This window comes from Ramlibacter pinisoli, assembly GCF_009758015.1.
In the GTDB taxonomy this organism is placed as follows: domain Bacteria; phylum Pseudomonadota; class Gammaproteobacteria; order Burkholderiales; family Burkholderiaceae_C; genus Ramlibacter; species Ramlibacter pinisoli.
Genome location: NZ_WSEL01000009.1, coordinates 1,147,401 through 1,167,465, shown reverse-complemented (window position 1 = coordinate 1,167,465; position 20,065 = coordinate 1,147,401). Strand labels below are relative to the sequence as shown.

Genomic DNA, 20,065 nt, shown 5'->3' with positions numbered 1-20,065 from the left:
GATGCAGCCGTGACCCAGACCCGCTGAGCGCCTTGCGCTGCTCCGCGGCTGGCCACTCTCTCAGGACGGCAGCGGCACCTGCTCGACGAGTCGCTGCACCGCTTCCCGCAGCCCCGGCGGCCACGTCGCGTTCTGCCGCGCGGGTCGCACCGGATAGCGGCGGCCCGCCGGCAGGGTGTGCACCTGCAGACCCAGCATCTCGATCTGGCTCTCCGGCTCGAGCTCGGCGAGGTTGGTGTGCGCGGAAGAGGCGTCCACGAGCGTGACGGCGCCGCTGCCGATGATCTCGATCGCCTCCTGGCTCTCGACGACCAGGGCGGTGTCCTCGTCGACCCCCACGCCGAGCAGGTCGGGGCGCTGGGCGAGCGCCGAGAGCAGGCGCGCGAGCCGTCCCCGTTGCGAGAAGTGCTGGTCGACGATCGCCGCCGGCAGGAGGCCGAGCCCGACGCCCGTGCCGACCACGTCCTTGCGAGGATGGCGCATGGCAGGGCCTTGCACGATCATGTGGCGCGACATTGCCGCCGCCCCGGCGCTCGTGCCACCGATGCAGCGCCCGAGGTGCCGATGGGCGTGGTGCAGGGCGGCCATCGCAGGCGTCTCGCGCAGGACGTCCATCAGTCGCGACTGGTTGCCGCCGCTGATGAAGATGGCATCCGCGTCCAGGATGGCCTGCACGACTTCGGGCAGGAACGCAGCGTCGCGCTCGAGGAGCGGCAACAGTTCACAGTCGCCCGCGCCGAGCTCGGCGAATGCCTGCCGGTAGCTCGCGGCGACCACCAGTGGAACGGAGCTGGCCGCGGTCAGCAACCGGACGCGGGCCTGCGGTCCGCCTGCATGCTGGAGGAAGCGCCGCAGGATCAATCGGTCCTGCACGCGGTCCTCGGCGCCGCCGACGATGACGAGCCGACCCCGGGTGGGCGTTTGTGCGGCCAGGCGCATCGTTGTCCCAGTGAGAAGCGAGGAGAAGAGCAGGTCGCGTCGGCGCATGCGGCAGGCGAGAGCGGTGCGGAAGAAGGCTTCTGCTGAGTGTAGCGCCGACGCCAGGCCGAGGCAGCCTACAGGAACCTCTCCAACACCCCCCGCGACTTCCGGTCCAATCCCCACCGATCCGCAATCCGGAAGTTGATCCCCTCCGCGCTCGCAATCAGCAGCGCCCCATTGCCCAGCTGCCGGATGTCCTCCTCGCCTTTCAGCACGAAGCGCGTCGACCCGCGGTCCGTCACCACGCTCCACGTGCTGGGCGTCGAGAAGCTGGACACAGCCTCGATGCGCTGCACCGTCGGCACGAACTCGCGGCCTGCCAGTTCGTCGTCGATCAGCGCACGGTCCTGGGGCTGCAGCTCATCCAGGTGAGGCACCCAGGCGAGCTCGCGCCCCTCGGCGCCCACCAGCGACACGCCCTCCTCAGGCGCGGCCAGCGGGAAGGCCCGCACCGGCACGACGCCCTCGTGCACCGTGCCGTCGGCCAGCGTCAGCACCAGGCGACCAAAGCGATTGCGTTCGAGTCGGACCATCGTCATTGCCCCGCGGGATGCGCCGCATGCGCGGGCGCCGGCAGGCGCAGGTCCTCGCCACTGTCTTCCTCGTCGACCTGGCGCGCCTGCGCTTCGTACAGCCGCCAATAGGCGCCCTGCCGGGCGATCAGCTCGTCGTGCGGGCCCACCTCGACCACCCGGCCCCGGTCCATCACCACCAGCCGGTCGGCGCGGCGCAAGGTCGACAGCCGGTGCGCGATGGCGATCGTGGTGCGCCCCTGCACCAGGTTGTCCAGCGCCTTCTGGATCTCCTTTTCGGTCTCGGTGTCGACGCTGGAGGTGGCCTCGTCGAGGATCAGGATGCGCGGGTCGATCAGCAGCGCGCGGGCGATCGAGATGCGCTGGCGTTCGCCGCCGGACAGGCCCTGGCCGCGCTCGCCCACCATCGAGTCGTAGCCCAGCGGCAGGCGCAGGATGAACTCGTGCGCGTGCGCGGCGCGCGCCGCGGCCACGATCTCGGCCCGGGTCGCGTCCGGCCGGCCATAGGCGATGTTCTCGGCGATGGTGCCGAAGAACAGGAAGGGCTCCTGCAGCACCAGGCCGATGTGGCGCCGGTAGTCGGCCACGCCGAAGCGGCGGATGTCGGTGCCGTCGACCCGGATCGCGCCGTCGCTCACGTCGTAGAAGCGGCAGATCAGGTTGACCAGCGTGCTCTTGCCCGAGCCGCTGTGGCCCACCAGGCCGATCATCTCGCCGGGGCGGATCGCGAGGTCGAGGTCGCGGATCACGCTGCGGTTGCCATAGCGAAAGCCCAGGCCCCGCATCTCGATCGCGCCCTCCAGCGTTCCGATCTGCACCGGATTCGCCGGCTCGGGCACGTTGGACACATGGTCCAGGATGTCGAAGATGCGCTTGGCGCCGGCGGCCGCCTTCTGCGTGACCGAGACGATGCGGCTCATCGAATCGAGCCGCGTGTAGAAGCGCCCGATGTAGGCGATGAACGCCGTCAGCACGCCCACCGTGATCTCGCTGCGGCTGACCAGCCAGATGCCGAAGGCCCAGACCACCAGCAGGCCCACGTCGGTCAGCAGCGACACCGTGGGCGAGAACAGGCTCCAGGTCTTGTTGAGCTTGTCATTGACGGCGAGGTTCGCCTGGTTGGCCTCGCGGAAGCGCTGCGCCTCGCGCCGCTCCTGCGCGAAGGCCTTGACCACGCGGATGCCGGGGATGGTATCGGCCAGCACGCTGGTCACGTCGCCCCAGACGCGGTCGATCTTCTCGAAGCCGGTGCGCAGGCGATCGCGCACCACGTGGATCATCCACGCGATGAACGGCAGCGGCAGCAGCGTCACCAATGCCAGCCAGGGATTGATCGAGAAGAGGATCGCCGCGGTCATGGCGAACATCAGCACGTCGGTGGCGAAGTCCAGGGCGTGCAGCGACAGGAAGACCGAGATGCGGTCGGTCTCGGAGCCGATCCGCGCGACCAGGTCGCCGGTGCGCTTGGCACCGAAGTAGTCAAGCGACAGTTGCAGCAGGTGCTCGAAGGCCGTGGTGCGCAGGTCGGCCGCGATGCGCTCGGACACCAGGGCCAGCAGCCAGGTCCGCGCCCAGCCCAGGCTCCAGGCCAGCAGCGCCGAACCCAGCAGGCCCGACAGCAGCAGCAACACGAAGCCCGGGTCGATGCGCTGCCCGTTCTGGAACGGGATCAGCACCTTGTCCATCAGCGGGATGGTCAGGTAGGGCGGCACGAGCGTCGCGGCCGTGGACGCGAGCGTCAGTCCGAACCCGATCGCGAGCTGCTTGCGGTAGGGGCGGGCGAAACGGCCCAGGCGCAGCAGCACCCAGGTCGAAGGGGGGCGGGTGTCCGCCTCGTCGGCCTCGTCCTCGTCAGTGGCTTCCCCCGGAGCGGGCTTGCCCGACTGCAGGCGCTCGAAGCGGGCGACGAAGTCCAGCACCGCGCGCTGCTGGGCCAGCGTGAAGCGCCACAGGGCGAGCCGCCCCTGGTCGTCCAGCAGTTCCAGGGTGCCGATGCCGGCGTGGTCGCCCTGGCGCAGCTGCAGGCCTGCGGCCAACGGCCACTCCGACCAGCGGCCTGCGTCCCAGGCCAGCAGGCGGCGATCGCTCATGGCCAGCGCGCCGTCGTGGAAATTCATGGCCGGGCTGATGTCAACCTGAAGCGTCGCCAGGACGTTCTCGTTGCTGGCTAGCCTGTCGGCGAGCGCCTGTCGCCAGTCCGGTGGCAGGCCCGGCACTGTGGCGGCTGGAGAAGTAGGTTGCATTCGACGCTCGTTGGGAAGCCGGGGCCTCGCGCCCTGCCTGGGCGCGGATTTTCGCCCAATCGGGCCCCCGTCTCATCAGGCGCACAATTGATCCCCCGGCTGATCACCCGGCCGCGCTCCGCTCATGAGCAAGAAGAACGACATCCAACTGCTGCGCATCAACTACCTGCGCGGCCCCAACGTGTGGACCTACCGCCCGGTGCTCGAGGTCTGGCTGGACCTCGGCGAACTGGAAGACTGGCCCTCGAACCTGCTGCCCGGCTTCAATGAGCGCCTCACCGCGCTGCTGCCGGCGCTGATCGAGCACCACTGCGGCGTCGGGGAGCGCGGCGGCTTCCTGCAGCGCCTGCAGGAGGGCACCTGGGCCGGCCACGTGCTGGAGCACGTGGTCATCGAGCTGCTGAACCTGGCCGGCATGCCCACCGGCTTCGGTCAGACGCGCAGCACCTCGCGACCCGGCGTCTACCGCATGGTGTTCCGTGCCCGCGACGAGCAGGTCGCGCGCAGCGCGCTGGCGCAGGGCCATCGCCTGCTGATGGCGGCGATCAACGACGAATCCTTCGATGTCGCGGCCGCGGTCGCGCAGGTGCGCGAGCAGGTCGACGACTCCTACCTCGGCCCCAGCACCGCGGCCATCGTCGCCGCGGCGACCGACCGGCACATTCCGCACATCCGCCTGAACGACGGCAACCTGGTGCAGCTGGGGCACGGCGCGCGCCAGCGCCGCATCTGGACCGCACAGACCGACCACACCAGCGCCATCGCCCAGGGCATCGCGCGCGACAAGGACCTGACCAAGCGCCTGATCGCCGCCTGCGGCGTGCCGGTGCCGGAAGGCCGCGCCGCCGGATCGCCAGCCGAGGCCTGGGAGGCGGCGCAGGACATCGGCCTGCCGGTGGTGGTGAAGCCCAGCGACGGCAACCACGGCCGCGGCGTCATGCTGGACCTGCGCACCCGGGCGGACGTCGAGGCCGCCTTCGAGGTCGCCGCGCGCCATGGCAGCGAGGTGCTGGTCGAGCGCTACGTCTCCGGCGACGAGCACCGCCTGCTGGTGCTCGGCGACAAGGTGGTGGCGGCCGCCCGCGGCGAAACCGCCTGGGTCACGGGCGACGGCCGCTGCACCGTGGCCCAGCTGGTCGACGCGCAGATCAACAGCGACCCGCGCCGCGGCGTCAGCGAGGACCACCCGCTGAACCGCCTGGTGCTCGAGGAAGACGAGTCCGTCCTGGGCGACCTGGCGCGGCAAGGCCTCTCGCCTGCGGCCGTGCCCGAGGCGGGGCGCAAGGTGCTGATCCAGCGCAATGGCAACGTCGCGATCGACTGCACCGACCAGGTCCACCCCGAGGTCGAGCACGTGGTCGCACTGGCCGCGCGCATCGTCGGCCTGGACATCGCCGGCGTCGACCTCGTGGCCCAGGACATCGGCCGCCCGCTGCACGAACAGGGGGGTGCGATCGTCGAGGTCAACGCCGGCCCCGGCCTGCTGGCGCACCTGAAACCCGCCGTCGGCAAGCCGCGCCCGGTGGGCCGGGCCATCGTCGACGCGCTGTTCCCCGGCAATGGCGACCATGCGCACGCCGGCCGCATCCCCATCGTCGGCATCGCCGGCACGCGCGACACCACCCGCATCGCGCGGCTGGTCGGCTGGCTCGCCCAGCTGCGCGGCCAGCGCGTGGGCCTGGCCTGCGCCGACGGCCTGTACCTCGACCGCCGCCGGCTGGCGGCCGGCGACGCGCGCCGCTGGGACGTGGCGCACCGCCTGCTGGTCAATCGCAACGTGCAGGCCGCGGTGTTCGAGAACGATGCCCGCGCCATGCTGCGCGACGGCCTGGCCTACGACCGCTGCACGGTCGGCGTGGTCACGGATTTCGACGGCGCCGGCACGCTGGCCGAGTTCGACGTGCAATCGATCGAGCAGATGGCCAAGGTGCTGCGTACCCAGGTCGACGTGGTGCTGGACGACGGGGTCGCGGTGCTCAACGCCGCCGACGAACGCGTCGCCGCGCTGGGGACCTTGTGCGACGGCGAGGTGATCCTGTACGCCACCGATCCGCAGGTGCCGGCGCTGCTGGCGCACCGCCGCAGCGGCGCGCGCGGCGGTCGCGCCGTCACCCTGCAGGACGGCAGCCCCGTGCTGGCCACCGGCAGCGCCGAGACGCGGCTGCCGCCCGCGGCGCGCCTGGCGCGTGGTGGCCTGTCCGACGAGTCCCTGCTCGCCGTGATCGCCGCCGCCTGGGCGCTGGAGATCCCGCCCGACCTGATCATCGCCGGCATCGAGACCTTCGACGCCCACGGCATCCCTTCCGCGCAGCCCGCCTGAGTTTGAGCTAGCCATGGACATTTCCCGCCTTCGCGCGCTGCGCGGGCCCAACCTGTGGAGCCGCCACACGGCCATCGAGGCCGTCGTGTCGTGCGCGGCCGACGAAACCGCGATGACCGGGCGCCCCGGCTTCGAGGCCCGGCTGCGCAAGCTGTTTCCGGCCATCGGCGCCTTGCGCACCGGCGGCGCGGTGTCGCTCGCCCATGTGCTCGAGGCCGCGGCACTCGCGCTGCAGGAAGAAGCCGGCTGCCCGGTCAGCTTCAGCCGCACGCAGGCCACGGTCGAACCCCACGTCTACCAGGTCGTCGTCGAATACTGCGAGGAGGCCGTCGGCCGCCTGGCCTTCGAGCTCGCGCAGCAGCTGATCACGGCCGCGCTGGACCCCGAGGCCGGGTTCGACGTCGACGCGGCGATCGCCCGTCTGCGCGACACCGACGAGGACGTGCGCCTGGGCCCCAGCACGGGCTCCATCGTGCAGGCGGGGGCGGCGCGCGGCATCCCGTGGCGGCGCCTGACCGAGGGCAGCCTGGTGCAGTTCGGCTGGGGCAAGCACCAGCGCCGCATCTGGGCCGCCGAGGTCGACCAGACCAGCGCGGTGTCCGAGTCGATCGCGCAGGACAAGGAGCTGACCAAGCAGCTGTTGCACGCCGCCGGCGTGCCGGTGCCCATCGGCCGGCCGGTGGCCGACGAGGTCGACGCCTGGGCCGCCGCGCTCGAGGTCGGCCTGCCCGTGGTGGTCAAGCCCCGGGACGGCAACCAGGGCAAGGGCATCACGGTCAACCTCACCAGCCGCGACGCGATGGCGCTGGCCTACAAGGCTGCGGCCGAGATCGGCGAGGTGATGGTCGAGAAGTTCCTGCCCGGCAGCGACTACCGCCTGCTGGTGGTGGGCGACCGACTGGTCGCTGCCGCGCGGCGCGAGCCGCCGCTGGTGCTGGGAGACGGCGAGCACACGGTGGAGCAACTGGTCGCCAAGGTCAACGCCGACCCGCGCCGCGGCGATGGCCACGCCACCTCGCTGACCAAGATCCGCATCGACGACATCGCCATCGCACTGCTCGCCGAGCAGGGCCTGACGATCGGCAGCGTGCCGGCGCGCGGCCAGCGCGTGCGGATGCGCCACAACGCGAACCTGTCCACCGGCGGCACCGCCACCGACGTGACCGACGACGTGCACCCCGAGGTCGCCGAGCGCGCGATCGCCGCGGCGCAGATGGTGGGCCTGCACGTGTGCGGTGTCGACATGGTGTGCGAGAGCGTGCTCAGACCCCTGGAGGAGCAGGGCGGCGGCATCGTCGAGGTCAACGCCGCGCCGGGGCTGCGCATGCACCTGTCGCCGTCCTATGGCCGGCCGCGCCACGTCGGCGAGGCCATCATCCACCACCTGTTCGAACCCGGCCACGACGGCCGCATCCCGGTGGTCGCGGTCACCGGTACCAACGGCAAGACGACCACGGCGCGCCTGATCGCGCACCTGTTCGCCAGCAGCGGACTGACGGTGGGCATGACCAACACCGATGGCGTCTACGTCGACGGCCGGCAGATCGACTCCGGCGACTGCAGCGGGCCGAAGAGCGCGCGCAGCGTGCTGATGCATCCCGACGTCGAGGCGGCGGTGTTCGAGACCGCGCGCGGCGGCCTCCTGCGCGAAGGCCTGGGCTTCGACCACTGCCAGGTGGCAGTTGTCACCAATGTGGGCGACGGGGACCACCTGGGGCTGAACTACATCACCACCGTGGAGGACCTGGCCGTCCTCAAGCGCGTGATCGTGCAGAACGTGACGCCCAAGGAAGGCTATGCGGTGCTGAACGCGGCCGATCCCATCGTCGCGGCGATGGCCGACGCCTGCCCGGGCAAGGTGATCTTCTTCGCCGCCGACCGCCACAACGCCGTCATGGTGGCGCATCGCGCCCAGGGCGGGCGCAAGGTCTACATCGACCGGGCGCTGGACGGAGGCTCCGTGGTCGCCGCGGAGGGCAGCCAGCGCGCGCACATCCCCCTGGCCGCCATCCCGATCACCCGCAACGGCACGATCGGCTTCCAGGTCGAGAACGTCATGGCGGCGGTGGCCGCCGCCTGGGGCGCGGGCCTGCCGTTCGACGCCATCCGCAACGGCCTCGCGACTTTCGTCAACGACGCGCACAACGCGCCCGCTCGCTTCAACGTGATGGACTACCAGGGCGCGACCGTGATCGCCGACTATGGTCACAACCCCGACGCGATGCGCGCGCTGGTGGCCGCGGTCGATGCGATGCCGGCGAAACGCCGCTCGGTGGTCATCAGCGCCGCCGGCGACCGGCGCGACCAGGACATCCGCGACCAGACGTTGATCCTGGGCGCCGCCTTCGACGACGTCCTCCTGTACCAGGACGCGGCCCAGCGCGGGCGCGCCGACGGCGAGGTGATGGCGCTGCTGCGCGAGGGGCTGCAAGGCGCGAGCCGCACCACGCATGTCGAGGAAATCCGCGGCGAGTTCGTCGCCATCGACGCCGCACTCGCGCGGCTGCAACCCGGAGACCTGTGCCTGGTGCTGGTGGACCAGGTGGAAGAGGCACTCGCCCACCTGGCCCGGCGCGTTGCCGGCGACTGAACGACGAGACCGCGCGAGTGATCGCTGTCTGTCATCGGGTCGGAAGCGGACATGGCAGCTGAAGATGGTGGCTGATCAATATAGAATCCACCTCTTCCTGAAATGCCCAGGTGGCGGAATTGGTAGACGCACTAGTTTCAGGTACTAGCGAGTAACTTCGTGGGGGTTCGAGTCCCTTCCTGGGCACCAGAACATTGATGAAGCCGGTCAACTCACGTTGGCCGGCTTTGTTTTTTGCGGCAACGGGAATCGGTGGTGCGTGGCTCCGGGTGCAGTGCGGAGAGCGTGGCGCTGCTGCACGCCTGGGCGACGCCCATTCGCTCGCCTCCCGACATGGGATGCCTGCATCCGCCAGCCGGACATCCGGGCCCGACCAGCGCCCGAACCACCCGCCTCGCCAGGGGCGCGGCTCATCCCGTCAGTCGTCTATGAGGTCCCGGATCCCTGGATGCGGGATGGCCGTGTTCCTCGATCACAGGGGCGGCTGCCGGCTAGGCGTAGCCACCGTTGACACCCGTGAAATCGCTGGTCTATCCTTGGTCTTACCACGGTAAGGCAACCAGCCGTGCCGCCGCCGCAGACGTCGACGCCAGCCTTGTTGCTGGAAGGAGAGGATTCCAATGTCCAGAGACGAAGCACGCTCACCGCACGCGATCGCGGTGCCGCGCTGGCCGGCGATCGGCCTCGCGAACGACCACGCCGGGTTCCTCCTGAAGGGGTTCGTTTCCGGTGTCCTCGCGCAACACTGCGATGAAGTCGTCGACGTCGGGGCGAACTCGGACTCGCCCGTCGACTTTCCGGATGTCACGCGCAAGGCAATCTCCCTCATTCGTGAGGGAAAGGTCAAGCGGGTCATCCTCGTCTGCGGCACCGGTGCGGGTGCCTGCATCGCGGCCAACAAGATGCCTGGCATCCGTGCCGCGGTGTGCCACGACACGTTCGTGGCCCGCCAGGCCGTGGAGCATGACGACGTCAATGTCCTGTGCATCGGCGCATGGATCATCGGGCCGCAGGTGGCCCGGGACGTCATCGAAACATTCCTGGCAGCGGAGTTCAGCACGGAGGAGCATTTCCGCCGTCGCGTGGAGAAGCTCGGCGACCTCGAGCGTGAAGAGGCACGGGCCTTGACGCAAGGAACCAGGTAGGCGCCGCCCCTGCTGGGGAGCCGGTCACGCGATGAGCAAGCCGATCAAGATCGTCCAGCAGGACGACACGAACCAGGACGGATACGACCGCGTCCTGTCGTTCCTTCGCGACCAGCTGGTGACGGGCCGCCTGAAGACCGGCGACCGGCTGTTGCCGGAACGTGACCTCGCCAGCGCACTCGGCGTCAGCCGTCCGGTCATCCGCGAGGCCCTGACGGCGTTGTCCACGCTGGGTGCGGTCGAGATCAGGCGCGGCTACGGAACGGTTGTCCGGGAGCCGAACTTCACGGCCCTGGCCGACTACTTCAGCCTGGTCCTGGCCCAGCAGGCGGGCGCGGTCGATGACGTGATGCAGGCGCGCATCGCGATCGAGCGGCAGGCGATCCGCCTGGCGTGCTCACGCGCCCTCGCGCCGGACCTGGAAAGGCTGTCGCAGGCCCTGCAGGCCATCAAGGAAACCATCGCCGATCCCGTGCGGGGCGGCGAGGCGGACTTTCACTTCCACACGATGATCGTGGAGGCGTCCCACTCGCCGGCGCTCTCCAGCGTCTACGCCGCGGTCGCCAAGCTGCTGCAGGAGTCGCACATGGAACGCAGGCAGGTGATTGCCAACGTCCCCGATGTGGACACCTATCTCATCGGCCACCACGAGGCCATCCTGCAGGCGATCCGGCGCAAGAACCCGTCCGAAGCGGATGCGCTGCTGACCGAGCACTTCGAGATCGGCGCGAACCTGCGTGAAGACGCTGCGGTCGCGGATGCGCAAGGGCGCAGCCGGCCGCGCCCGACGCAGCGGGTCTCCTGACAAGCCGATCCCATGACGCGAGCCGATCCCCTGATCGTCGTCTTCGGCAGCCTGAACATGGACCTCATGGTCCGTGTGGAGAGAGCGCCGCGCGGCGGCGAGACGCTGCGGGGGGCAGGGTTCATGGCGAACCCCGGCGGCAAGGGTGCGAACCAGGCCGTCGCTTGCGCCCGCCAAGGCGCAAGCGTCGCCATGGTGGGATGCGTGGGGCAGGACGACTTCGGCACGGCCTTGCGCAACGCGCTTGCCGCGGATGGGATCGACGTGACCCATGTCCGCGCCGCGGGCGACAGCACCGGTGTCGCCGTCGTCATGGTCGATGCGGAGGGCGAGAACCGCATCACCCTCGTTCCCGGCGCCAACGAGTTGCTGAAGGCGGACCACGAAGTCCTGGGACGAGCGGTCGCCGGGCAATTCCTGCTCCTGCAGTGCGAAGTTCCGATGCCCGAGGTCGTTCGTGCGGCCAAGGCCATGCGGGCGAGGAAGGCGATCGTGGTGCTGAACCCGGCACCCGTCTGCAAGCTGCCCGAAGAGCTCTGGTCGCTGGTCGACATCATCGTGATGAACGAGATCGAGGCCGCGGATCTGGCGGGCCTGCCCGTGGTGGATCCGGCCAGCGCGGCGAAGGCTGCGACCGCGATCCGCCGGCGCGGGCCCTCGACGGCGATCGTGACCTTGGGCAGCCAGGGGGTGGTCGTCGCGGATGAGGACGGCTGCCGACACTTCGGCGCGATTGCGGTCAAGACGGTCGACACCACGGCCGCGGGCGACACGTTCATCGGCGCGATGTGCGCCGCGCGAGCCGCCGGCCATTCCACCGACTCCGCGGTCATGCGGGGGATCCAGGCTGCCACGCTCTGCGTCACCCGGGCGGGCGCCCAGGCCTCGATCCCGCGGCTGCACGAACTCGAACAAGTGCAGCAGGTGGCACCGCCCTGCGCCCTTGCATGCCCGCCGGCGGCCGAGCAGTGACCTACAAGTTCGATTTCACCAGCGTCCTGGCCCAATGGCCGCTGTTCCTGCACGGCGCCTGGCTGACCGTCAAGTTGTCGGTGGCCGCGACGCTGCTCGGCCTGGTCATCGGCACGTTGTGCGCCATCGGGCGCGGCAGCAGCAACCGGCTGGTGGCGCGCTCCTGTGCGGTCTACGTGGAGGCCATCCGCAACACGCCCCTGCTGGTGCAGATCTTCCTGGTGTACTTCGGGCTGGCCAGCATCGGGCTGAAGGTGCCGGCCTTCATTGCCGCGGTGCTGGCGATGGTCATCAACGTGGGGGCCTACACCACCGAGATCATGCGCGCCGGCATCGAGTCGATCCACAGGAGCCAGATCGAGGCCGCGGAATGCCTGGCGCTCTCCCGCGCGCAGATCTACTGGCACGTCATCCTGCGACCGGCGATGGAGCGGGTCTATCCCGCGCTCACCAGCCAGTTCGTGCTGCTCATGCTGGCCACGTCCATCACGTCGCAGATCTCGGCGGAAGAGCTCACGGCCATCGCGAACCGGGTGCAGTCCGACACCTTCCGCTCCTTCGAAACCTATGCTGTGGTGGCGGTGTTCTACCTGCTGTTGTCGCTCCTGATGCGCGGTGCCTTCTGGGTCACCGGCCAGGCGCTGTTCACCCGCCGCCGCAAGCTGGGAACGCCGCTGTGACCATCGCCTTCAACGCGAACCACCTGGTGTTCCTGCTGCAAGGGGCCGGCTGGACCCTGGTGCTGTCGCTGATCGCGTTCGCCGGCGGCGGGCTGCTCGGATTCATCGTGGCGCTGTGCCGCATCTCGCCCGTCCGGGCGCTGCGCTGGCTCTCGACGGCCTATGTGCAATTGGTGCAGGGCACGCCGCTGCTGATCCTGATGTTCCTGTCGTACTTCGGCCTCAGCATCGCCGGCCTGAGCCTGCCGGCGCTGGTGGCGGCAGGCATCTCGATGACGATCTACGTCAGCGCCTACATCGGTGAGATCTGGCGCGGCTGCATCCAGGCCGTGCCGCGCACCCAGTGGGAGGCCGCCGAGTGCCTGGCGCTGTCGAGGGTCCAGCGGATGGGGCTGGTGGTGCTGCCGCAGGCGCTGCGCATCGCGACCCCGCCCACGGTGGGCTTCATGGTGCAGATCGTCAAGAACACGTCGCTGGCTTCGGTGGTCGGCTTCGTCGAGCTGGCCCGCGCCGGCCAGGTGGTCAACAACTCGCTGTTCGAGCCGTTCCTGGTCTACATGCTGGTGGCGGGTCTCTACTTCCTGCTGTGCTTCCCGCTGTCGTGGTGGAGCCGGCAACTGGAACGCCGCCTGCTGGTGGCCCATCGCGTGGAGGTTGCCACGGCATGAGCATCATCCTGCTCGACAACGTGCACAAGAGTTTCGGGGCGCTGAAGGTGCTCGACGGCGTGAGCTTCAGCGTCAACAAGGGCGAAGTGTTCGCCATCATCGGCCGCAGCGGCTCCGGCAAGAGCACGGCGCTGCGTTGCATCGACCGCCTGGAGCGCATCGACCAGGGCCGCATCCAGGTGTGCGGGCACGAGGTGAGCGATCCCAGGCTCGATCTGCGCCAGCTGCGCCGCGACGTGGGCATCGTCTTCCAGAGCTACAACCTGTTCCCGCACCTCACGGCGGCCGAGAACATTGCCCTGGCGCCGCGGCACAGCAAGGGCAAGACGCGCGCCGAAGCGAACGAGCTGACCGCCCGCGTGCTGGCGCAGGTGGGCCTGTCCGACAAGGCCGCAAGCTACCCCGAGCAACTCTCGGGCGGCCAGCAGCAGCGGGTGGCCATTGCGCGCTCCCTGGCCATGGAGCCGCAGGTGATGCTGTTCGACGAAGTGACGTCGGCCCTCGACCCCCAGCTCACGGGCGAGGTCCTCAAGGTGATGGCCGACCTGGCGGCCGGCGGGATGACCATGGTGCTGGTCACCCACGAGATGGCTTTCGCGCGCAACGTCGCGCACACCACGCTGTTCATGCACAAGGGCCGCGTCTGGGAGCAGGGCGGCCCCGGCATGTTCGACCGGCCGCAGACGGCGGAACTGCAGCAGTTCCTCGGCGCCGGCCTTTGAGAGTTCCTTCCCCGCAACGACTGGAGACAACATGAGACTCGAGAACCTGTTCCGCCGCGCACTGCTGCTGGCCGCCTTGTCCACCGCATTCGTCGGCGCCCACGCCGACACGCTCGACAACATCCGCGCGGCCAAGAAGATCCGCGTGTCGGTCGACCTGGCCGTGCCGCCTTCGGGGATGACCGACGCGAACATGAAGCCGACCGGCTCGGACTATGACGTGGCCGTGCTGCTGGCCAAGGACCTCGGGGTCGCCCTCGAAGTGGTGCCTACCGTCGGCGCCACCCGCATTCCGAACCTGCAGACCGGGAAGGCGGACATCATCATTTCCACCCTGGCCTGGACGCCGGAGCGCGCCAAGGTGATCGACTACTCGGTGCCGTACGCGCCGCAGATCTCGCTGGTGGGCGGCGTGAAGGGCATCAACGTCAAGAGCATGGCCGACCTGGCCGGCAAGAGCGTCGCCGTCAACCGCAGCACCACGCAGGACACCGACCTCACGCAGAACGCGAAGGGTGCGACCGTGGTGCGCTACGACGACGATGCCGGGGTGATCACGGCCGTGGTGACCGGCCAGGCCGACCTGGTGGGCACGTCGAACGCCCTGTTTCAGACGATGGTGCAGAAGGCGCCCCAACGCCAGCTCGAGCAGAAATTCGTGCTGCGCGTCAACGACCTCGGCATCGGCGTGCGCAAGGACGATCCGCGCCTGTTGGCCTGGATCAACGACTGGGTCAAGGCCAACCATGCCAACGGCAAGCTGAACGAGATCTTCAAGAAGTACCACGGCGCCGAAATTCCCAAGGACGTGGTGGAGAAGTGGGTCAAGTAAGGGTCGCGTGCTGTCCGTCATCGACACCCATCACCACTTCCTCGATCCGGAAGCGCACTACTACCCCTGGCTGAACGACGCGGGGCAGCCGCCCCATCGCTACGGCGACCACTCCGCGTTGAAGCGGCCCTATCTGCCGGCGGACTACCGGCGCGACACGGCGGGTGTCGACCTGCTCGGCAGCGTGCACGTGGAGGCCGAGTGGGATCCGCGCGATCCGGTGGGGGAGATGCGCTTCATCGCTTCCCAGCGCGAGCGCAGCGGCCTGCCGTCCGTCGCCATCGGCCAGGTCTGGCTGCACCAGCCGGACGCGGCGCGCACGCTGGAGCAGCTGGCTGCTTTCGATTTCGTGCGGGGTGTGCGCCAGAAGCCGCGCGCCAACCCGGCGCCCGGCGGCCCCCCGGGCGGCATGACGGATGCTGCCTGGCTGGAAGGCTATGCGCGGCTGGAGCCGCTGGGCCTGCACTATGAACTGCAAACGCCGTGGTGGCACCTGCCGGAGGCGGCGCGCGTGGCCGGCGACTTCCCGGGCGTGCGCATCGTCATCAACCACGCGGGCATGCCCTCGGACCGCGGCGACGAAGGCCTGCGTGCCTGGCGCACCGCGCTCGCCGCAATGGCGGCGCACCCCCATGTCGCCATCAAGATCAGCGGCATCGGCGAACCGGGCGGGACGTGGCGACTGGACGCGAACCGGCGTGTCGTGCTGGAGGTGATCGACCTGTTCGGGGTGGAGCGCTGCATGTTCGGCAGCAACTACCCCGTGGACAGCCTGTGCGCGTCGTTCCAGGACATCTTCGACGGCTTTGCCGCGTGCGTGGCCGGCTTCAGCGCAGAAGAGCGGGCGCAGCTGTTCGTCGAGAACGCGCGCCGCATCTACCGGATCGACGTCTAGCGGCCGGGCTGCTGGCGGCAGGCCTGCCGCCTTGGAGAGCTTGCGCAGCGAACGGCCCGACCGTGGCCGCAGGGCTTGCGATGGCTGCTTGGTGTCGGGCGGCCCTGACGTATAAACCATCATCAGTTCGGAGGCGATATGGGACTTTTTGATGGGGTGATGGGAAATGCGTCGAAGATCGACCCGGCCAGGATCCAGCAGGAATTTGCGCAGATCCTTGCACCCGGGGAGTCGGTCCAGCACGCCTACCAGCTGATCCGGGATTATTTCGTCTTCACCGACAAGCGCTTCGTCCTTGTCGACAAGCAAGGGCTCACCGGCAGCAAGGTCGAGTACCACTCGATCCCGTACAAGAGCATCACCCATTTCAGCGTCGAGACGGCCGGAACGTTCGACCTCGACGCGGAGTTGAAGATCTGGATTTCGGGCACCCCAAACCCGATTCAAAAGCAATTCAACAAGCGACTGAGCATCTACGAAGTCCAGTCAGTTCTTGCTGGCTACGTGCTCCGCTGACGCAGGACGCGACTCAGGACTGGAAAGTCCTCACCCAAGCGCTGCCGCAGGAAGCGGGCTCACCAGCGGATCACAGCGCCGTGCCGCGGAACATCCGTTGGGCCGCAGTCGTGACGGCCTTCATTGCGCGCGCGGCCGCCGCGCTTGCGTAGCCGCCCTCTCGCGCCAGCAGGCCGACCACACGCTCGGATCGCCAGTCCGGGGGACGTTTGATCTCGACGAACTGCGCATCCCGCCCGGCGCGCGCGAGCGAGAGCGCCACCAGCAACAGCGCGGAGCCGTCGGCCGCAAGCTCGTAGAAAGTGGGGTAGCCGCGCAGGCTGACGAGGCGCGCCGGCGGCGCGAGCGCACGGTCGCGGAACTGCTGCTCGAACCAGTCACGGGTGATGGTTCCGAGATTCGGCACGATCCAGGCCTCCTTGGCGAGCATGGACCAGCTGACCTTGCGTGCCGCGGCCAGCGGATGCGAGCGATGCGCCACTGCGACCATCGGGTCGCGAAACAGCGGCGTCCATGCGAGCCGCGCCCCTTCCGGCGGGCGCACGCCGGTGAGCGCGAAGTCCGCCTGGCCCGAGAGCACGGCCTGGAACAGGGAGTCGGACATGCCACCCTGGATCTCGATCGAAATTCGCCCCGAGGCAATCAGCGGCTGGCACGCCGCTGCCGTCAGGGCCTGCGGAATGCCGACCCCGATGCCGATGCGCACGCTGCCGGACTCGCCCTGGCGCAGGTCCCGGAGCGCCGCCAGCGCGTCCCGGACGTCGACATCCACATGGCGGGCGTGCAGCAGCAACGTGGCGCCTGCGGCCGTCAGGCGCACGCCGCGCGCATGGCGCTCGACCAGCTGCACGCGCAATGCGCGCTCGAGCCGCGCCAGTGATTTCGACAGCGTGGGCTGGCTGGCGCCCAGGTCATTGGCCGCGCGCGCCAGGGAGCCGGCGTCGGCCACGGCGACGAAGTTGCGCAGGTCGTCCACACGCATGGGTATTCCATTCCGGGATGGCAGGCTTGCACAAGTTTATGGCAGGTCGGGTGGAAGGTGCTTACCCTTGCTCACCATGAACGTCACTTGGGGGACCAGACGATGAGGACACGAATCCGTTCCTGCGCTGCGCTTCTGGCCGGCTTGGTGCTGGCAGCTGGCGGTGTCCATGCCGCCGACCCCTGGCCGGCAAAGCCGATCACCATCGTGGCGCCTTTCGGGCCTGGCAGCACGACCGACATCATCTCGCGCCTGTACGCGAAGTTCATCCAGGAAGAGACTGGCGCCACCGTCGTGGTCGAGAACCGGCCCGGGGCCAATGCGATGGTCGGCACGCAGCAGGCGGCCAAGGCGCCTGCCGATGGCTACACCGTCCTGATGGGTAGCGGGACCGCCAACGCGGCCAACTATGCGCTGTTCGTCGACCGCATCGCGTACAAGGCCGAGAATTTCGAGGCCGTTGCGGTGGTCTTCGCCTCGCCGCCGGTGATCTTTGCCGCGCCTGGCATAGCTGGCGAGACGGTGCAGAAGGCGTTGGCATCCGCCAAGTCCGAACCGCGCGGGGCCAGCTGCGGCACCGGCAATGCCGTGACGCTGGTGGCTTGCGAACTGCTCAAACGCCAGAGCGGCGTCGACCTTGTGAGCGTCAGCTACAAGGGCAACGGCCAGTCGCTCACCGACCTGGCGGGCCGGCAGATCACGCTGGCGATCGCCGACATGGGGGCGGCGGGACCATTGGTGGCGGACGGCCGGGTCCGGCCGGTGGCGGTCGCCGCGAAGCAGCGGCTGCCGGGCTTGCCCGGCGTCCCCACGGCGATCGAGCAGGGGCTGGACATGGACTTCCTGTCGTGGAACGTGGTCTTCGTTCCAGCCGGCACGCCCCCGGCCGTGATCGAGAAGCTCAATGCCGCCGCCCGGCGCATGCTTCGCTCGCCCGAGGGGATCAAGCTGCGGCAGGCGAGCAGCGGCCTGGAGGTCGACGGGGAACGCGCCACGGCGCAGAAATTCGTCGCCGACGAGATCGCCAAATGGGAACGCTACGTCCGCGACAGCGGCGTCAAGCTGCCGTAATCGACCATGAACCAAGACATCCAAGCGGCTGCCCGGCCGCCGCTGGCCGGCGTGCGCATCGTCGACTGGACCCATATCCTGGCGGGGCCCTATGCGACCTACATCCTCGCCGTCCTCGGGGCCGAGGTGATCCGGATCGAACGGCACGACGAATGCGACATCATCCGCAGCACCGTCCAGGATCCCAAGCTCGCGGCGTTCGAACTGGGCGAGGGTTTCGTGATGCAGGCCGCGGGCAAGAAGTCCATCGCCGTCGATGCCCGCGATCCCGAGGTGCGGGCCGCGCTGGGTCGGCTGATTGCTTCCGCCGATGTGCTGGTGGAGAACTTCCGTCCCGGCAAGCTGGCCAGCCTGGGCTTCGATCCGCAGGAGCTGGTCGAGCGGCACCCGGAGCTGATCGTCTGCTCCATCACCGGCTATGGGCAGACCGGCGAGCGCGCCGGCCGGCGCGCCTATGACCACGTGATCCAGGCGGCAAGCGGGCTGATGGCGGCCAATGCCGATGCGCAGGGCCGGCCGCAGCGCATCGGACTGCCGATCATCGACTACGCCACTGGCACGCAGGCCGCGCTCGGCATCATTGCGGCGCTGCATCGTCGAGCGCGAGACCGGCTCGACGGCCAGGTACGCCGGCGCGGCGAATGGCTCGACGTGGCAATGCACGAGGTGGCGCTCACGCTGAGCGCCCAGACCTTCGCCAGCCATGCGGTGAGCGGCATCGCGCGCAAGGCGACGCGTTCCACGGCATTCTCCGGCAACCCGTTGTCGGGCACCTTCGAGACGGCCAAGGGGTACCTGGCGATCGTCTGCAACAGCGAGGCGCAGAACAGTGCCTTCCTGCGCGCCATGCGGGCCGACGGCGTCGAGGCGCCCGAGGTCGAGCGCCTGGCCCATCTCTTGCGCGATCGCGCGGTCGAAGACGTGCATGCCTGGCTCGCACCCGTGCTGGCGCGGCGCGAGGCCGTCCAGTGGGAAGCGTTCTTCCGCGTCCATGAGGTTCCGGCGGCCGAGGCGCTGTCGCCCGCCGCAGCTTATGAGGCGGTCAAGAACGACCGCGCGCGCTGGCCTGAAGTGGAACTTGCGAATGCCGACGGGCGCAAGGTGTGCGTCCCGGGCGCAGGTTTCGACTCGTCGCTGACCTTGCTGCCACCGCTGACCGCGCCGCCGCTGCGCGGTGAACACACGCTCGAAGTGCTGCGTGGAGCGGGCATGGATGCCCGAACTCTGGAGTCGGCGCTGGCCCGAGGCGCCATCAGGCATCCCTGGCCTGCAGGGGAAAGGAAGACGGCATGACCGTCGACCCACTCGTCCTAGCCACGCGCGAAGGCGCGACGGCCAGGCTCACGCTCAACCGGCCGGGCAAGCGCAATGCGATGAGCGACGCGATGCTCGCCGAGTTCAACGTGCAACTCGACCGCGCCATCGCCGACGACGCGGTGCGCACGATCGTGGTCGGTGGCGCCGGCGCCTGTTTCACCTCCGGGCGCGACCGCAAGGACGTCGGCACGGCCGACTCCGAACGCCTGCGGCTGGACGATGCGTCGCTGGAGCGCAGCGTCGAGTCGTTCACCGACACCCTGCGGCGCCTGATCAACTCGCCCAAGCCGACGATCGCCGCGGTGCACGGCTTCGCCTTCGGGGGCGGGCAGGCGATGGCACTGGCCTGCGATTTCCTGGTGGCCGAGCGCGATGCGCGGTTTGCCAACGTGGAGATCACCTACGGCTTTCCGGCGGCGCTCAACTCGGTGCTGCTGATGCGCCAGCTGGGTCGGCGACGCGCGCTGGAGATCGCGATGACCGGCGATGTCTATTCGGCAGAGGACTGGGATCGCTTCGGTCTCGTCAACCGGCTTGCCGAGCCGGGCGCGCTGGATCAGGCGGTCAAGGCGTTCGCGGAAGTGCTCAACGAGCGTGCGGCCTGGGCCGTGCGACGCACGAAGTCATTGATGCTCTCCGTGGAAGACGTGCCACTGGGTGACGGCATGACGCAAGGCGGGCAGCTCAACCAGTTGCTTCGCCTGAATGCCGAACGTGCGGACCCCTACCAAGCGTCATCGGACACGCGCGCCCGGCTACAGGAAGCGGTGCGCCCCCTCGGGGGAACCTAGCG

At 69.3% G+C, this 20,065-nt stretch carries 18 protein-coding genes and 1 tRNA gene; 15 read left to right on the top strand and 4 right to left on the bottom strand.

Going from position 1 to position 20,065, the window contains the following annotated elements; all coding sequences use genetic code 11:
* Positions 1-60: 60 nt before the first annotated feature.
* The 3 genes from GON04_RS19970 to GON04_RS19960 all read right to left on the bottom strand — a co-directional run bounded on the left by GON04_RS19970 (position 61) and on the right by GON04_RS19960 (position 3,757).
* Positions 61-987 carry a cyanophycinase gene (locus GON04_RS19970; RefSeq protein ID WP_198349362.1) on the bottom strand — a complete coding sequence of 309 codons (927 nt, stop codon included), beginning with the start codon at positions 985-987 and terminating at the stop codon, positions 61-63.
* A 68-nt stretch (positions 988-1,055) separates the two neighbouring features.
* Positions 1,056-1,514 (bottom strand): cyanophycin metabolism-associated DUF1854 family protein, encoded by a 459-nt coding sequence (locus tag GON04_RS19965; protein ID WP_370530018.1) that lies wholly within the window; start codon positions 1,512-1,514, stop codon positions 1,056-1,058.
* A 2-nt stretch (positions 1,515-1,516) separates the two neighbouring features.
* Positions 1,517-3,757 (bottom strand): cyanophycin metabolism-associated ABC transporter, encoded by a 2,241-nt coding sequence (locus GON04_RS19960; RefSeq protein ID WP_157399753.1) that lies wholly within the window; start codon positions 3,755-3,757, stop codon positions 1,517-1,519.
* A 124-nt stretch (positions 3,758-3,881) separates the two neighbouring features.
* Here GON04_RS19960 and GON04_RS19955 point away from each other — a divergent pair, with 124 nt between their 5' ends.
* From GON04_RS19955 to GON04_RS19900, 12 genes are all read left to right on the top strand, one after another.
* Entirely contained in the window at positions 3,882-6,077 is a 2,196-nt protein-coding gene (locus GON04_RS19955; protein ID WP_157399752.1) for a cyanophycin synthetase, read from the top strand.
* 13 nt (positions 6,078-6,090) lie between these two features.
* Complete coding sequence (cphA, locus tag GON04_RS19950; protein WP_157399751.1) at positions 6,091-8,667, top strand: cyanophycin synthetase; 2,577 nt, start codon at positions 6,091-6,093, stop codon at positions 8,665-8,667.
* 104 nt (positions 8,668-8,771) lie between these two features.
* A tRNA-Leu gene (locus GON04_RS19945) sits at positions 8,772-8,856 on the top strand.
* Between the two features lie 431 nt (positions 8,857-9,287).
* A complete protein-coding gene (locus tag GON04_RS19940) occupies positions 9,288-9,812 on the top strand; it encodes an RpiB/LacA/LacB family sugar-phosphate isomerase (protein ID WP_157399750.1) in 525 nt (174 codons plus the stop codon).
* A gap of 31 nt (positions 9,813-9,843) precedes the next feature.
* On the top strand, positions 9,844-10,617 hold the full coding sequence (locus tag GON04_RS19935) for a FadR/GntR family transcriptional regulator (protein ID WP_157399749.1): 774 nt from the start codon (positions 9,844-9,846) through the stop codon (positions 10,615-10,617).
* A 12-nt stretch (positions 10,618-10,629) separates the two neighbouring features.
* Positions 10,630-11,589 (top strand): ribokinase, encoded by a 960-nt coding sequence (gene rbsK / locus GON04_RS19930; protein ID WP_157399748.1) that lies wholly within the window; start codon positions 10,630-10,632, stop codon positions 11,587-11,589.
* Entirely contained in the window at positions 11,586-12,269 is a 684-nt protein-coding gene (locus tag GON04_RS19925; protein WP_181653676.1) for an ABC transporter permease subunit, read from the top strand. The genes rbsK and GON04_RS19925 overlap by 4 nt, the downstream gene beginning before the upstream one ends.
* Positions 12,266-12,937 carry an ABC transporter permease subunit gene (locus tag GON04_RS19920; protein WP_181653675.1) on the top strand — a complete coding sequence of 224 codons (672 nt, stop codon included), beginning with the start codon at positions 12,266-12,268 and terminating at the stop codon, positions 12,935-12,937. The genes GON04_RS19925 and GON04_RS19920 overlap by 4 nt, the downstream gene beginning before the upstream one ends.
* Positions 12,934-13,659: an amino acid ABC transporter ATP-binding protein gene (locus tag GON04_RS19915; protein ID WP_157399746.1), complete on the top strand. Its 726-nt coding sequence runs from the start codon at positions 12,934-12,936 to the stop codon at positions 13,657-13,659. The genes GON04_RS19920 and GON04_RS19915 overlap by 4 nt, the downstream gene beginning before the upstream one ends.
* A 31-nt stretch (positions 13,660-13,690) precedes the next feature.
* Positions 13,691-14,491: a transporter substrate-binding domain-containing protein gene (locus GON04_RS19910; protein WP_157399745.1), complete on the top strand. Its 801-nt coding sequence runs from the start codon at positions 13,691-13,693 to the stop codon at positions 14,489-14,491.
* Positions 14,492-14,498: 7 nt separating this feature from the next.
* Positions 14,499-15,386, top strand: coding sequence for an amidohydrolase family protein (locus GON04_RS19905; RefSeq protein WP_198349361.1), 888 nt, complete (start codon positions 14,499-14,501; stop codon positions 15,384-15,386).
* A 138-nt stretch (positions 15,387-15,524) separates the two neighbouring features.
* Positions 15,525-15,902, top strand: coding sequence for a PH domain-containing protein (locus GON04_RS19900; RefSeq protein WP_157399744.1), 378 nt, complete (start codon positions 15,525-15,527; stop codon positions 15,900-15,902).
* A 70-nt stretch (positions 15,903-15,972) separates the two neighbouring features.
* Here the strand turns inward: GON04_RS19900 and GON04_RS19895 are convergent, their stop codons facing one another.
* Entirely contained in the window at positions 15,973-16,884 is a 912-nt protein-coding gene (locus tag GON04_RS19895; RefSeq protein WP_157399743.1) for a LysR family transcriptional regulator, read from the bottom strand.
* Positions 16,885-16,986: 102 nt separating this feature from the next.
* On the opposite strand from GON04_RS19895, the gene GON04_RS19890 reads away from it, so the two are divergent.
* Genes GON04_RS19890 through GON04_RS19880 form a run of 3 tightly spaced genes read left to right on the top strand, consistent with a single transcriptional unit; the run spans position 16,987 to position 20,063 of the window.
* Entirely contained in the window at positions 16,987-17,955 is a 969-nt protein-coding gene (locus GON04_RS19890) for a tripartite tricarboxylate transporter substrate binding protein (protein WP_157399742.1), read from the top strand.
* Positions 17,956-17,961: 6 nt separating this feature from the next.
* On the top strand, positions 17,962-19,248 hold the full coding sequence (locus tag GON04_RS19885; RefSeq protein WP_157399741.1) for a CaiB/BaiF CoA transferase family protein: 1,287 nt from the start codon (positions 17,962-17,964) through the stop codon (positions 19,246-19,248).
* The gene (locus tag GON04_RS19880) at positions 19,245-20,063 is read left to right on the top strand and encodes an enoyl-CoA hydratase/isomerase family protein (RefSeq protein ID WP_157399740.1); all 819 of its coding nucleotides are present in this window, start codon (positions 19,245-19,247) and stop codon (positions 20,061-20,063) included. Before GON04_RS19885 ends, GON04_RS19880 begins: the two co-directional genes overlap by 4 nt.
* Positions 20,064-20,065: the final 2 nt, after the last annotated feature.